Annotated in this window: 14 protein-coding genes; 7 read left to right on the forward strand and 7 right to left on the reverse strand. The window is 57.0% G+C overall.

The features are described 5' to 3' along the window. Positions 1–90: 90 nt before the first annotated feature. The gene (locus SHEW_RS15975) at positions 91–1401 is read right to left on the reverse strand and encodes a short-chain fatty acid transporter (RefSeq protein ID WP_011866884.1); all 1311 of its coding nucleotides are present in this window, start codon (positions 1399–1401) and stop codon (positions 91–93) included. A 187-nt stretch (positions 1402–1588) separates the two neighbouring features. Between SHEW_RS15975 and SHEW_RS15980 the strand changes: the two genes are divergently transcribed. Then, positions 1589–1912: a DUF2956 domain-containing protein gene (locus SHEW_RS15980; protein WP_011866885.1), complete on the forward strand. Its 324-nt coding sequence runs from the start codon at positions 1589–1591 to the stop codon at positions 1910–1912. A 63-nt stretch (positions 1913–1975) separates the two neighbouring features. Here SHEW_RS15980 and SHEW_RS15985 read toward each other — a convergent pair whose 3' ends face one another. Further along, positions 1976–2290: a winged helix-turn-helix domain-containing protein gene (locus SHEW_RS15985; protein WP_011866886.1), complete on the reverse strand. Its 315-nt coding sequence runs from the start codon at positions 2288–2290 to the stop codon at positions 1976–1978. 111 nt (positions 2291–2401) lie between these two features. Here SHEW_RS15985 and SHEW_RS15990 point away from each other — a divergent pair, with 111 nt between their 5' ends. From SHEW_RS15990 to SHEW_RS16005, 4 genes are read left to right on the forward strand one after another with little or no spacing between them, the layout of a single operon-like run. After that, on the forward strand, positions 2402–3025 hold the full coding sequence (locus SHEW_RS15990) for a PH domain-containing protein (protein WP_011866887.1): 624 nt from the start codon (positions 2402–2404) through the stop codon (positions 3023–3025). 3 nt (positions 3026–3028) lie between these two features. Beyond that, positions 3029–4597, forward strand: coding sequence for a PH domain-containing protein (locus tag SHEW_RS15995; RefSeq protein WP_011866888.1), 1569 nt, complete (start codon positions 3029–3031; stop codon positions 4595–4597). A gap of 52 nt (positions 4598–4649) precedes the next feature. Then, the gene (locus SHEW_RS16000; RefSeq protein WP_011866889.1) at positions 4650–5204 is read left to right on the forward strand and encodes a DUF924 family protein; all 555 of its coding nucleotides are present in this window, start codon (positions 4650–4652) and stop codon (positions 5202–5204) included. Positions 5205–5247: 43 nt separating this feature from the next. Further along, positions 5248–6009, forward strand: a complete 762-nt coding sequence (locus tag SHEW_RS16005) for a sulfite exporter TauE/SafE family protein (RefSeq protein WP_011866890.1) — start codon at positions 5248–5250, stop codon at positions 6007–6009. Between the two features lie 29 nt (positions 6010–6038). Here SHEW_RS16005 and SHEW_RS16010 read toward each other — a convergent pair whose 3' ends face one another. Next, positions 6039–6356, reverse strand: a complete 318-nt coding sequence (locus tag SHEW_RS16010) for a hypothetical protein (protein WP_041406708.1) — start codon at positions 6354–6356, stop codon at positions 6039–6041. Between the two features lie 76 nt (positions 6357–6432). Next, entirely contained in the window at positions 6433–7416 is a 984-nt protein-coding gene (locus tag SHEW_RS16015; RefSeq protein ID WP_011866892.1) for a zinc metalloprotease, read from the reverse strand. Positions 7417–7688: 272 nt separating this feature from the next. Between SHEW_RS16015 and SHEW_RS16020 the strand changes: the two genes are divergently transcribed. After that, positions 7689–9860 (forward strand): TonB-dependent siderophore receptor, encoded by a 2172-nt coding sequence (locus SHEW_RS16020; protein ID WP_011866893.1) that lies wholly within the window; start codon positions 7689–7691, stop codon positions 9858–9860. A 145-nt stretch (positions 9861–10005) separates the two neighbouring features. Here the strand turns inward: SHEW_RS16020 and SHEW_RS16025 are convergent, their stop codons facing one another. Beyond that, positions 10006–11046: an alkene reductase gene (locus tag SHEW_RS16025; protein ID WP_011866894.1), complete on the reverse strand. Its 1041-nt coding sequence runs from the start codon at positions 11044–11046 to the stop codon at positions 10006–10008. Positions 11047–11177: 131 nt separating this feature from the next. On the opposite strand from SHEW_RS16025, the gene SHEW_RS16030 reads away from it, so the two are divergent. Then, complete coding sequence (locus SHEW_RS16030; protein WP_011866895.1) at positions 11178–11756, forward strand: TetR/AcrR family transcriptional regulator; 579 nt, start codon at positions 11178–11180, stop codon at positions 11754–11756. 1 nt (position 11757) lies between these two features. Here the strand turns inward: SHEW_RS16030 and SHEW_RS16035 are convergent, their stop codons facing one another. After that, complete coding sequence (locus tag SHEW_RS16035) at positions 11758–12201, reverse strand: universal stress protein (RefSeq protein WP_011866896.1); 444 nt, start codon at positions 12199–12201, stop codon at positions 11758–11760. A 190-nt stretch (positions 12202–12391) separates the two neighbouring features. Further along, a complete protein-coding gene (locus tag SHEW_RS16040) occupies positions 12392–12823 on the reverse strand; it encodes a universal stress protein (RefSeq protein WP_011866897.1) in 432 nt (143 codons plus the stop codon). Between the last annotated feature and the right edge of the window lie 228 nt (positions 12824–13051).

Below are 13051 nucleotides of genomic sequence, written 5' to 3' on the forward strand. Positions count from 1 at the left end.
AGCGGTATCAGGCTTGGCTAACAGAATAACAAAACCCGCCGGGAAAAGCGGGTTTTGTTTGTTTGCGGAGATTAATCGGTGGGGATCTGACTAGAACCAGGTCAGACCGATACTGATCACTATGCCTGTGATGATCAGCTGCATCAGGCAGAAGCCCATAATATCCCGCGCCTTAAGACCTGCGATCGCCAGCACGGGCAGGGCCCAGAAGGGCTGGATCAGATTGGTCCAGGCATCGCCCCAGGCCACCGCCATGGCGACCCTTGCCACATCTGCGCCCAGCGCCTCGGCGGCGGGCAACATGATAGGTGCCTGCACCGCCCACTGGCCACCACCGGACGGCACGAAGATGTTAACGATACCGGCGCTGATGAAACTCCAGAACGGCAGGCTGTCGGCGCTGGCGATGGCCACGAACCCCGACGAAATACTCTGAGCCAGACCCGACTGCACCATGAGCGCCATGATCCCCGCATAGAAGGGGAACTGGATCACTATGCCGGCGCCGCCCTTGATCGCCTCATTAAGACTGGTCAGCAGGCTGCGAGGCGTCTGATGCAGGATGATGGCGAGGAACAGAAACAGGTAGTTGACGATATTCAGGTTGAGTTTACCACCGGCAGCGAAGAAGTATTGCCCCAGGTAGACCAGGCCTGCCCCACCCACGGCCCAGGCCAGCAGGCGGCTATTTTCCAGATAATCCGCCGGGCGGGTGATCGCCTCGGTCTCGACCTCGGGCTCAGCTAGCTTGTCCCTGTCGACATAGATGCTCTCATCATCGCTTGGCAACATGAAGCGGTTAACCAGGGGGATCAGCACGAACAGAACAGCCACCAGCGCCAGGTTAAAGCCGGCGAAAATGGTATTGTCTGTGGCTATGATGCCTATCTTGTCCTCGGCGAAATGCCCCTTGGTGGCTATGGTCAGGGGAATCGAACCCGCCAGGCCGCCGTGCCAGACCACGAAGCCCGAATAGGCACTGGCCACCAGCAGGCGATAATCCACCTTCACCTGACGCGCCAGCGCCTTGGCAAACAGGGCGCCGACCACCAGGCCGAAGCCCCAGTTGATCCAGCTGGCGAGCAGCGACACCAGAGTCACTAGTATGATCGCCTGGGGCGCACTCTTGGCCAGGGCGGCGATACTATCTAGCAGGCGTTTAATGGGCGGCGAGCTGGCCAGCATGTAACCGGCCACCAGCACCAGCAACATCTGCATCGAGAAGCTGAGCAGCGCCCAGAAGCCTTGGCCCCAGTAGGTCACCAGTTGCAGCGGGCTCTGTTGCTCCACCATCATGGCGGCGACAAACACCAGCAGAGTGAGGAGTAAGACGAAAATATAGGGGTCGGGCAGATAGCGGTCGACCAACTTGACCAGAGGTTTTGCGGCCTTATTAAGCATGATCTTGTCCTTGATAGCAGGGTATTATTATTGATTGAATTTGCCACAGACAGGTTAAGCGATATCTTAACAAAATCATACTCATACTATGGTATAGGGGCAGAGGCCGTACCAGAGGCTAAGCCTGTGTCACCCTATGGCGCGACTCATGTTATAGTGGGGCCAACATTCATCAGCTTAAGACCTTATGGCGCAGCAGATCTCCAACGAAACCAAAGATGAGGCGATGAAAATTGCCAAGGCCACCCAGAAACCGGGACAAACCAAGGAGCAGACCAAGCTTATCGCTCAGGGGATAGAAAAGGGGATTGCCGAATACAAGAAGCGCCAGAAGAGCAAGGCCAGAGACAGGGACAAGCAGCGCAAGCAGGTCCTCAAGGAGAAGCAGCGTCAATCGACAGAGCCAATGGACGACGGGTTACAGGCCGCGCCAAAAGCCAGCAAGCTGCCCTGGCTACTGCTAGCCCTGAGTTGGCTTGGCTTCATCGGCCTCTACCTGCTGAATCACTAGTTTCATCAATCCAGTAGGTATCAGCGATCAATCTGGCCTCGGCGATCAATTTAGCTGCAGCGATCAGTCCTGCTTCAACGATTGGGTGATGGTTTCGATGTTATTAGCCACCCAGGCCTTGTCGATAGGCCCCCAGTCGCTGAGGCGATAATAACCGGCATTATGACGCTCGCCATCTTGCACAAAAGTGCAGCCGATACCTATATCGCCCATGGCGGCAATGGCATCTTGCAGGGTGCGCCTCGGCATGCTGGTGGCCTTGTTCAGCGACAACAGGTTATGCTGCTCACTATCGATCAGATGGGCCAGATAGAGCTTTCTCAGGAAGGCGATTTTTTGCTTAGATAACTCGGCGCTCAAGGCATCCTCTCTCAACATGGTTTTTATTATCTTGTAACATAAAACAAGCGTCACAAACAGGTGCAACTGGCTGACAACCAAAGGAAAGATGTTATAGTCAGCCAATAGCCAACTTTCGCAGGATAACAAATGGAAGATGTGACTCCTCAAATTTCGGCATCAATGCAGGCCAGGCGCCGGCTGGAGCAGCCAGACTGGATCGCCATAGATGAAGTGCCACTGACACCACTGGAACAGGCCTATCTGCATCAGGTGCAGATAGAAAACCTGCTGATCTTCACGCCGCTGCTGATCATAGCGCCCCTGGCCGCGATACTGCTCAACCTGCCGGGCAGCCTGATCATCGCCCTGGTGACGGGCATACTTATCTTGGCTGGCATCGTCAGCTATTGCCGCTATCGCTACGCCCTCTCTATCGCCTACGGCGTGTTCGATCACGAGTTCATCATGCAGAAGGGATTGATTTGGCATAAGAAGATCGCCCTACCCTATACCCGCCTGCAGCATGTCAGCTTGTCTCAGGGCCCGCTGGAGCGCTATTTTCATCAGCACACCCTAAAGTGCTTCAGCGCAGGTAGCGGCAGCGCCGAGATTAGCCTTCCAGGCCTGGGGGACGACACGGCCGAGCCACTGCGTAAGCATCTGCTGGCCAAAGCTTCCCAAAAACAGGCCTCCCAGAAGCAAGCTGCCCAAGAACAAAACTCACTGAAACAGGCATCGCAGAATCAAGCCCCCGACGGGCGCGAGGATTAACCCATGAGCACACGCTTCGCCCAGTGGGCGAGCCTGTCTCCCTGGTCGATCGTCAGCTTCAGTGTCGGCAGCCTACGCCAGCTACTCACCAATGGTTACGCGCTGATCCCCCTGGTCTACACCGGCTGGCAGCGGGGATTCAACTCCCCCTGGCTGCTGCTGGTCGCCGCGGGTCTGGTCATGATCACCCTGACCTATGCCAGTCTGCAATGGGCCAAGTATCGCTATCGACTCAGCGACGCCAAGCTGGGGATCCGCCAGGGATTGGTGTTTAAACGCGCCCAGGAGATCCCGCTGAACAAGATTCAAAATGTGCGACTGGAGCAGCCCCTCTACTTCCGCCCGCTCGGTCTCTACAGCCTGGTGGTGGAGACGGCCGGTTCCAAGCAAGATGAGGCTGTGCTGGCCGCGGTCAACTATCGCCAGGCCATGCAACTCAAGAAACACCTGTTTGCCTCCCAGTCCCAACTGCAAGGTACAGAGACTATCTATCCCGATGGCGAGACCATGGCGCCTGCCAGTGAGCCGCAGCAAGCGGGCATGACGGCCACTACGGCAAGCGCGCAATCCCGGCGTCAGGGCGAAGGCCTAGTGGTGGCCAAAGATCTTAAGGATCTGCTGATCTTCGGCTTCTATCAGAACAACCTCATCTGGCTCTCGATAATCTCAGGCTCCATCATAGGCCAGGTAGACTGGGAATCACTTGGACAAACCAGCATGGTGCAGGGAGCCTGGCACTGGTATCAGGCCAATATCGCCACCGGACTTATCTATCAGATCCTGGCGGTAGCGGCCGCGCTAATACTCCTCTACCTACTGCTCTCGCTCATCTCTATCGCCTCGGCCGTGCTTAAGTATTACCCCTATCGCCTCAGCCTGCGTCAGGGAACGCTGCATCGAACCGGCGGCATACTGGCAAAACAGCAAGATGCGCTGCGCCTGCATAGGGTGCAGATGGTTCGATTCGAGCAGCCCGTCATCGGCAGGCTTATCGGGCGCTGGACGGTACATTTCGAGCAGGTAAAAGGCAATGAAGTGGAGCAGCTCGCCAAGCGCCACCTGCTGATCCCCAGCATGCGCCGTGAAGATATCCCTCAGGCCTTCGGCCGATTCGATAGCCTGGCGGCCAAGGCCAACACCCTGCCCGCCAGTTATCAGGGGATAAACAGCGGCTGGCTTTGGCGCCGCGCCATCCCGCTGGCACTGCTTCCCGTGGTGATGACCCTTATCCTTGGCCTCAACCCCTTTACCGAACTGGTCGCCGGCTTCACCCTGGTGGCGCTTGTTGGCCTCTATCTCAACTATCGTCAATGGGGCTATCGCCTGGAGGGGGATGACTGCTGGATCCATACGGGTGCGCTGGGGCAGACCTGGCGACTGGTCCCCCTGAGTAAGACCCAGGATGTCTGTATCTCACAGACGCCGGGCCAACGGCGTAACGCCTTGGCCACCTTGCACTTAGGCCTGGCATCAGGCCCCCTGGTGATCCCCTATATTCCCCTCAAAGAGGCTAGATTGATTGCCGAAACCGCGTTAAGTTTGACCAGAGAAGATCCGAAAAACTGGATATAGCTAAAGCTGGATATAACATAACTGGCTATAAGGCTGGAAAGAAGGAGCAGAGATGAACAGGATAGCCCACACGCCAGACGACATCATTCGCTTCTGGTTCGAGGAGATTGAACCTAAAGCTTGGTTTGTCAAAGACCTCGCCTTCGACAAGGTGCTTCAGACCCGCTTCGGCGAGCTGCTCACCCAGGCCAAACAGGGCGAACTCTACCACTGGCGCACCACGCCACAGGGGCGCCTGGCCGAGATTATCGTGCTGGACCAGTTTAGCCGTAACATCTACCGGGATACGCCAGAAGCCTTCGCCGCCGATCCCATGGCGCTAACCCTGGCCCAGGAAGCCGTGGCCGCCGGCACAGACAAGGCGCTGCAGCCTAAACAGGTTCCCTTTCTCTACATGCCCTACATGCACAGCGAGTCGCAGGCAATTCACGAGGTCGCCCTGATCCTGTTTAATCGTGAGGGCGCCGAGAACAACCTGGCGTTTGAGCTGCGCCACAAGGCGATTATCGACCGCTTTGGACGCTATCCCCATCGCAATGCCATCTTGGGACGCGAGTCCACCCAAGAGGAGCTGGCGTTTCTCGCCGAGCCTGGCTCAAGTTTCTAACTTATCCAGCGAGTCATTCCCCATTCGGGCGTAAGGAGTACCCATGGAGATCACCCTCACCCACGGCCTGTTACTGGTCGTCACCGGCTTTCTGGCTGGCATAATCAATACCCTGGCCGGCGGCGGCTCCAACCTCACCCTGCCCGCACTCATGGTGATGGGCTTGCCCGCCGAGGTCGCCAACGCTACCAACCGGGTCGGGGTCACGGTGCAATCGATCACCGCCCTGTTAGGCTTTCACAAGCATGGCAAGTTAGATACCCAGGACAAGGGGCCGATACTGCTGCCCACTATACTTGGCGGCTTTATAGGCGCGGGCCTGGCCGCCTACGCCCCCAGCACACTGATTAAACCCCTGCTGCTAGGCACCATGCTGCTGATGGCGCTCATCATCTTAGTGCGCCCCGCCATCATAGCGCCCGAGCTGGGCACGCCGGTCAACCGGGTCAAGAACACGCCCAGCTCCTGGTTCTGGCTGACTCTGGCCGGGATCTATGGCGGCTTCGTGCAGGCGGGGGTAGGCTTCGTCTTGCTGGCGGCCCTGGCGGGCAGCCTGAGATATGATCTGGTGAGGGCCAACGCCCTCAAGGTGTTCTGTACGCTGTTCTTTACCCTGGCTTCCCTGCTGGTCTTCATCAAGGAAGATCTGATCCTCTGGCTGCCAGGGCTCATCCTAGCAGCAGGCACCATGGTGGGCGCCCATCTGGCGGTCAAGCTGGCAATCAAGGTTAGCCCCAAGGTACTCAAGTGGTTTCTGTTTTTGATGACACTCTGCGGCAGCGTCGCCGCTATGCTTAGTGACTAAGAGCTTAGCGATTAAGGGCTCTTGCTGGATCACTCCAGCCAGTCGATCATGAAGCTGATGGCGCCGGCGTTATCGCAGCGCCATACCCTCACCCGCACCGAGGGTTTGAGTACGCCGGGAGAAACCTCGAGCCGTTTCCAGTCTGGTAGGGTAAACAGCCCGCCATTGAGCCGCATCTGCTCAAGCGCGTAGGCGATATCCAAGCGCTCCAGGGTACCGTCTACGGTGCGAATGCCGAAGGCTATTTGGGTCTCGCTCCTATGATAGTTAAAGACTTCGCCCTGCCATGAGGTCAGCTGGTCACGGCCACAGGGCACGAAGTCGGGGGCACTCAGTCGCTCCGCCAAACAAGGACTCCCCCACAAACAAAGGCCTATGGCGAAACACCATAGGCCCTGTTTCAAAAGTGATTTTTCCATGAGACTAGTTAGACGGCCAGCGATAGGCGCCACTTAAGGTATCGGCGCGCTCAGACTGGCCCTGGGTGAACTCGACCATGCAGCTATCGTCTGTGTAGTCCATGAAGTTGTAGATGGGGTCGTCCCCACTGTCACGCCGACAGGTGTCACGTCCCGAGGGACAACCATAGGCCGCCGAACGCTCGGCCGGGGTATCGGAAACCTGGTCACCGCCATTACAGCCACCCTGGAAGGTATGATACAGGCCCAGCCAGTGGCCGACCTCGTGGGTCGCGGTATCGCCTTCGTTATAGGGCGAAGCCGCGCCGCCCGGCAGCGATTGATTGAGGATCACCACGCCATCGTCGCTAGGATTGCTGGCATAGTCCGTGGGAAAGGTCGCCCAGCCCAGCAGGCCACCACCAGGATTAGAGACATAGATGTTGAGGGTATCGGCGCCGCCCTGGCGAAGGGATTGTTTCATCGCACGCTCGGCGCTGGTGCCCGGCCCCGCAGTGTACCAGGCATCGTTTTCTGTTTTTGTTGTCCCCATCAAGGTGAAGCTGAACTTGGTATCGAAGCCGCTACCGCCACCTGCGCCGGCGAAGGCGTCATTAAGTACATTCATCTGCTCCGTAACCAGACCAGACACATCGCCGTCGCCGCTACTGCTCAGGATCAGATGGACATAGACGGGAATATTATAACCCACGGCCGTGTAGTTACCGCCCGTGCCACCATCACCACCGCCGCCACCGCCGCCGTTGCCATTACCCACACCACTCGGCTTCTTGAGGGCCTTGAGATGCTCATTCAACATCTTCACCTCGAGATCCGAGGGGGTACGGGTGCCGCAGCGCAGGAAGGCGGCGTTACTGTTGGCATGCTCGAAGGCCGGGGTTGAACTCGTCTTAGCCTGCTCTTGACCAGCAACAGCTTGACCCGCGAAGGCCAGGGCGCCTGCCGACATCAGCAGCAAGCCAGATACTCCAATTACGCTTTTTCTCATGGGTGCCTCACCTTAAAAATCTGATCCAGTTCACACCTCTGAGTATAGAAAAAGCCGACGAACTTGCTAATGCAAAGGCCGAAGCGGCCGCCAGGCATGAAAAATCAGTCTTTTTCTTTACATTCGACACAAAAGTAAATGATAACCATTCCCATTTAAAATCCTGCTTTTTTTGTATATCCTTTGTTGCGTAAATTTGGTTGGCGTGCCAAGTCCCCAGCGGTCTTGCACCGCTCCTCACTATTCTTCTTTTGCTAAGATGACGACAGATCATGAAACTTAAGCCTATTTCGCTCGCTATCTTCTGCGCCCTGAGCATGGCGACTATGCCAGGCCACGCAGAGAATCAAACTGCTCCACTAGACAATGACAGCCAACAGGACAACCTGAACATCGAGAAGATCGAGGTTCGCGGCCGTTATGTGCAGGGCTACAATGCCCACTCGGTCGGCGGCGCCTCGCGCCTGGATCTGGCCATCATAGATATTCCACAGTCGGTGTCTGTGATCACAGATGCTCAGCTGGACGACTTCCAGCTCAACGACATCAACAGCGCCCTGGACAGCGCCACCGGCATCAATGTCGAGCGCATCGAGACGGACCGCACCTACTACACGGCCCGCGGCTTCGACATCACCAACTTCCAGATCGACGGTGTCGGCCTGCCACTGACCTCAGGCAACAACCACGCCGACGAAGACACCGCCATCTATGATCGCATCGAGGTGATCCGTGGCGCCAACGGCCTGATGACAGGTGTGGGTAACCCCTCGGCCACGGTCAATTTCATTCGTAAGCGTCCGACCTCTGACAATCAACTCAAGCTCCAGGCCAGCTATGGTAGCTTCAACAACGCCAGAGTCGAGGCCGATGCCAGTGGCCGCCTCAACGACAACTTCGCCGCCCGCGTGGTGGCGGTAAAACAGCAGAAAGACTCCTACCTCGATCGCTACGAGACAGACAAGAGCGTGCTCTACGCCTTCATCGAGGCCAACCTGAGTGACGACACCAGCCTGTCGGTCAGCCACAGCTACATCAACAACGATGCCACAGGTAACAACTGGGGCGCCCTGCCGCTCTACTACACAGACGGCAGCCCAACCAACTACGACAGATCCACCAACACCTCGGCCAACTGGTCGAACTGGCAGGTGATCAAGAACAACACAGTGGTAGAGCTGAGCCACTACTTCGCCGACGATTGGCGCCTGCGTGCCACCTACTCCCACAAGAGCACGGATGAAGATACCGAGCTCTTCTACGTCTATGGCACCCCCGACAGAGAAACCGGCCTTGGCCTCACCGGCTATGGCAGCGAATACGATCTGGATGAGAGCCATGATCTGGTGGATCTCTATGTCGACGGCGAGTTCAGCCTGTTTGGCCGCGACCATCAACTGGTGGCCGGGGTGAACTACGCCAAGGTAGACTATATCGACACCTCGCTATACGACTACACCACGGGCAACGGCTTCCCGGCCATGCCAGATCTCAACGACTGGGATGGCAACACGCCTAAGCCAGTTTTTGCCGACAGCCCACGAGGCAGTGACGTTAGCGCCAAGCAGCAGGCCGCCTACTTCACGGGTCGCTTTAACCTGTTCGACGGTTTCCACTTCATCGCCGGCGGCCGCTTCAACAAGTGGCAGGCCGAAGGCGTCTCCTACGACAAGGTGCAAGACGTGGAAGACAGCCAGTTTATTCCATACCTGGGCGCCGTCTATCGTATCACCCCTGAGCTTGTGGCCTACGCCAGCTATACCGAGACCTTCAAGTCGCAAACCGAGATGGATATCGACGACAACCTGCTGGCCCCCGTGACGGGTGAGAGCAAGGAGATAGGCTTCAAGAGCGAGCTGTTCGACGGCCGCCTGATCGCCAGCCTGGCCTACTTCGACATCCAGCAGGTCAACCTGGCGGTGCCCGATCCCCGCACCGCCGATCTGCCGCCGACCGACCAGCGCTACATAGGTGCCGATGGCATCAACAGCAAGGGCTATGAGTTTGAGGTAGCCGGTGAGGTGTTCGACGGCCTCAACCTGAGCCTGGGCTTCACCGACTTCGACATCGATGGCAATGACGACAACGCCAAGATTGTCGCCGCCTACACCCCGAGTCGCCTGCTGAAGTTTGCCGCCACCTATGACGTGGCCGCCATCGAAGGCCTCTCTGTGGGGATGAACATGCGCTGGCAGGATGATATCTACCGCGATCAGGGCGTGGTCGGCGACGGCTTTGCCAATGCGGGCGAGGCGATCATCACCCGCCAGGGCGCCTATGCCATCGTCGATCTCATGGCCCGCTATCAGTTTAATGACAATCTGCAGCTGAGCCTCAACGCCAACAATGTGACCGACGAGAAATACCTCAACAGTCTCTATTGGGCCCAGGCTTTCTACGGCGCCCCGGCGAACTACAGCGCCACCATTACCTGGAAGCTCTAGACTTGAGTTAAAAGCTAACAGGCACTAAAAAGGGCATATCGCCGACGCGATATGCCCTTTTTATTTGTCTCAATTATTTGTCTCATCCTAAGCAAAGGCTTGAAAGGCTAGGCTTGAAGGCCAATGCTAAAAACGAGCATTGCGATTATACCAGCTCGGCCAGCATCTCATCTGAGTAAGTCACCAGCGGCTGTCTGTCGCGCACCCTGACCACATAGTCTGGGTTAGCGATGAAGGGGCGACCAATTGCCAGCAGATCGAAGCGACCATCTGCGATGGCCTGCGCCCCTGTCTCGGCGCTGTAACTGCCTACCCCCACCAAGGTCTGGCTGTAATGGCCGCGCACATAGTCCGACACTCGCCCGCCGAGATACTCGAAGGTCAGGGCATCATCGAAGATCCCCACATGCAGGTAGGCCAGCTGGCGAGACTCCAGCTGATTTAAGAAATAATCGAACACGGCGCGATCCCGGCTGTCGCCCTGCATGTTGACATAGGCGCCCGGCGACACTCGCAGTGCGGTGCGCTCATTACCGATACGATTAACGATGGCGTCCACCACGGCCAGCGGGAAGCGCGCCATATTCTCCGGCGTACCGCCAAACTCATCATCGCGGCGGTTGCTGTCATGGTGCAGGAACTGATCGATGAGGTAGGCATTGGCACCATGGATCTCGACGCCATCGAAACCGGCGTCTATGGCATTGGCCGCCGCTTGGGAATAGTCGGCCACCAACTGCGCAATCTCATCTGTGGTCAACGCCTTAGGGGTCTCATAGGCCAGCTCACGCTGACGCGGCACTGTGCCTTCAATCTTCACCGCCGACGGCGCGACCGTCTGGCCACCGAAGAAGTGTGAGTGTGCCACCCGGCCCGTGTGCCACAGCTGGGCGAAGATCTTACCGCCCTTGGCATGCACGGCGCTGGTCACGCGCTGCCAGCCCTGGATCTGCTCTGGGGTAAACAGGCCCGGGGTATTGGGATAGCCCTGACCATCGGGGCGAATGATCACCGCCTCGGAGATGATAAGCCCGGCATCGGCGCGGCGAGCATAGTAGTCGGCCATCGCCTGGGTTGGCACCAGGTCATCGTCGGCCTGACAGCGAGTAAGTGGCGCCATCAGGATCTTGTTGTTAAGGGTAATACTGGCATTTAGCGCATAAGGCTGAAACAGATCGGCGGTCATAATCGGCTCTCTTTCTTGAATGAGCGTTCAAGATACTCTCAGTCAAAAAAGGATTCAAGATCTTTTTTGAACGTTCATTCAAAATTGAGTACAATCCCATTTATCGCCCCAACAAGCAGCCAAAGAGTAAGATGCGCAACGCCGAATTTGATCGCCAGCAGGTACTGAGACAGGCCATGAATGCCTTTATCGACAAGGGCTACGCCAAGACCAGCATGCAAGATCTCACCAAGGCCACTGGGTTACACCCTGGCTCCATCTACTGCGCCTTCGACAACAAGCGCGGCCTCCTGCTGGCGGTGATAGAACAATATGGGCAGGACAGAAAAGCCGAGCTAACGGCCTGTTTCGGCTCGGCGCTCCCCTTCCCCGAGCAGCTTAAGCAGTATCTGGCCGGCATAGTCGATGAGTGTCAGTGCAAGGATACGCCCAAGGCCTGCCTGCTGACCAAGGCGCTCAACGAGGTGGCCGAGCAAGATGAGATGATAAGAGATGCTGTGCAATCGCATCTAGAGAGTTGGCAGCAGGCGCTGACGACCCAGTTTGAACAAGCCGTCGACAGGGGAGAACTTAAGGGAGATGCCGCTCATCTGGCGCGCTATTTCGTTATGGGGATCTTTGGGCTCAGAACCTTTGCCCATACCAAGCCGGCGCCAGAGGTATTGCACGCCCTGGCGGACCAGCTCTATCGCGACACCTGCCGCGGCTAGACTATTTCACCACCATCACGGGGCACTTGGCTTTATTGGCCAGCTCCTCTGCCACGCTCGGATTCAACAGGTGGGCGAGCCCGGTATGACCATGGCTGGCGACCACTATCATGCCTACATCGTTCTCTTCGGCATCGAGCAATATCTGACCTAACACACCGCCGGTACGCACCTCGCTGCGCACCTTGAGATGGGGCGGCATTCTAATCTGCGCGTCCCTGACTATCTCACCTAGCTTGCCGTTGGCATAGGCATGCAGGTGCTGCTCCAGTTCCTCATTACTCTCCACCACTATCCCATAGTTATGGGCGCCGTAGGGTTCACTCACCACATGAACGATACGCAGATCCACGCCATACAGCGTCGCCATCTCGATGGCATAGCCCAGGGCGTGAGAGGCCGTCTCGGAAAAATCCGTTGGGCACAATATTTGACGGGTACGCATATTCACCTCCTCAGTTCAGGCGCTCGTATCCCTTTGTGACAAATGCAAAAACTAAGCTGCGTCGTCAGCTGTTCTCGATAGCCGTTCGCGACAACTAAACTCGACATACATTCTCGACAGGCATTCTCAAAAGCCATTCTCGACTAGCATTGACCGACGACGGGCTTATAAACCAGGACCTTCGCCCCGACTATTTGACCACCAGCACCGGGCACTTGGCGCGGTTCGCCACCGCCTCTGCCACATTGGTATGCAGAAAATGAGACAAGCCTTTACGGCCATGGCTCGCGATCACTATCATGCCGACATGGCTCTCTTCGGCCTCGGCTAAGATCTCGGTCACCGCGTCGCCGCGACGTATCATGGTCTCGATGGGCAGATTGCTATCGAGCTTGGCCAGCAGGGATTTCATCTTCTCGGCGGCGGCATCTTCCATGGACTGGGCGAGCTCCTCCGGCGTGATGGCGAGGATCTGAAAATTCTCATCCCCCATGGGCTGCTCGACCACATGAAGTAAGCGAAATCCCACCTGATACAGGTTGGCCATCTCGATGGCATAAGAGAGGGCATGGGAAGCCGTTTCAGAAAAATCTGTCGGGCATAAAATTTGACCATTTCTCATCTGTTACTCCTTACCATTCGCTTTCTTTAAGCATAGCGGATAAAAGTGACACCGGCTTGACAGAAATCGCTTGTCTGGCAGGACTTTCTCCGCTTTTCTCTGAGCTGATGCAGGCCCTTAGTTGCGCTGGTAAAAGCGGCTAAAAAAATCGTCACTAATATTAAAAACCACGGCTAATCCCCAAAAGCTCGCCAAATCCCCAAAACCGCGCCTAATACTCATAGCCAG

This window comes from Shewanella loihica PV-4 (genome assembly GCF_000016065.1).
GTDB lineage: Bacteria > Pseudomonadota > Gammaproteobacteria > Enterobacterales > Shewanellaceae > Shewanella > Shewanella loihica.

Coding starts and splice junctions, on each gene's coding strand:
- SHEW_RS15975 (WP_011866884.1), bottom strand. CDS start 1,401: ATGCTTAATAAGGCCGCAAAACCTCTGGTCAAGTTGGTCGACCGCTAT.
- SHEW_RS15980 (WP_011866885.1), top strand. CDS start 1,589: ATGGCGCAGCAGATCTCCAACGAAACCAAAGATGAGGCGATGAAAATT.
- SHEW_RS15985 (WP_011866886.1), bottom strand. CDS start 2,290: ATGTTGAGAGAGGATGCCTTGAGCGCCGAGTTATCTAAGCAAAAAATC.
- SHEW_RS15990 (WP_011866887.1), top strand. CDS start 2,402: ATGGAAGATGTGACTCCTCAAATTTCGGCATCAATGCAGGCCAGGCGC.
- SHEW_RS15995 (WP_011866888.1), top strand. CDS start 3,029: ATGAGCACACGCTTCGCCCAGTGGGCGAGCCTGTCTCCCTGGTCGATC.
- SHEW_RS16000 (WP_011866889.1), top strand. CDS start 4,650: ATGAACAGGATAGCCCACACGCCAGACGACATCATTCGCTTCTGGTTC.
- SHEW_RS16005 (WP_011866890.1), top strand. CDS start 5,248: ATGGAGATCACCCTCACCCACGGCCTGTTACTGGTCGTCACCGGCTTT.
- SHEW_RS16015 (WP_011866892.1), bottom strand. CDS start 7,416: ATGAGAAAAAGCGTAATTGGAGTATCTGGCTTGCTGCTGATGTCGGCA.
- SHEW_RS16020 (WP_011866893.1), top strand. CDS start 7,689: ATGAAACTTAAGCCTATTTCGCTCGCTATCTTCTGCGCCCTGAGCATG.
- SHEW_RS16025 (WP_011866894.1), bottom strand. CDS start 11,046: ATGACCGCCGATCTGTTTCAGCCTTATGCGCTAAATGCCAGTATTACC.
- SHEW_RS16030 (WP_011866895.1), top strand. CDS start 11,178: ATGCGCAACGCCGAATTTGATCGCCAGCAGGTACTGAGACAGGCCATG.
- SHEW_RS16035 (WP_011866896.1), bottom strand. CDS start 12,201: ATGCGTACCCGTCAAATATTGTGCCCAACGGATTTTTCCGAGACGGCC.
- SHEW_RS16040 (WP_011866897.1), bottom strand. CDS start 12,823: ATGAGAAATGGTCAAATTTTATGCCCGACAGATTTTTCTGAAACGGCT.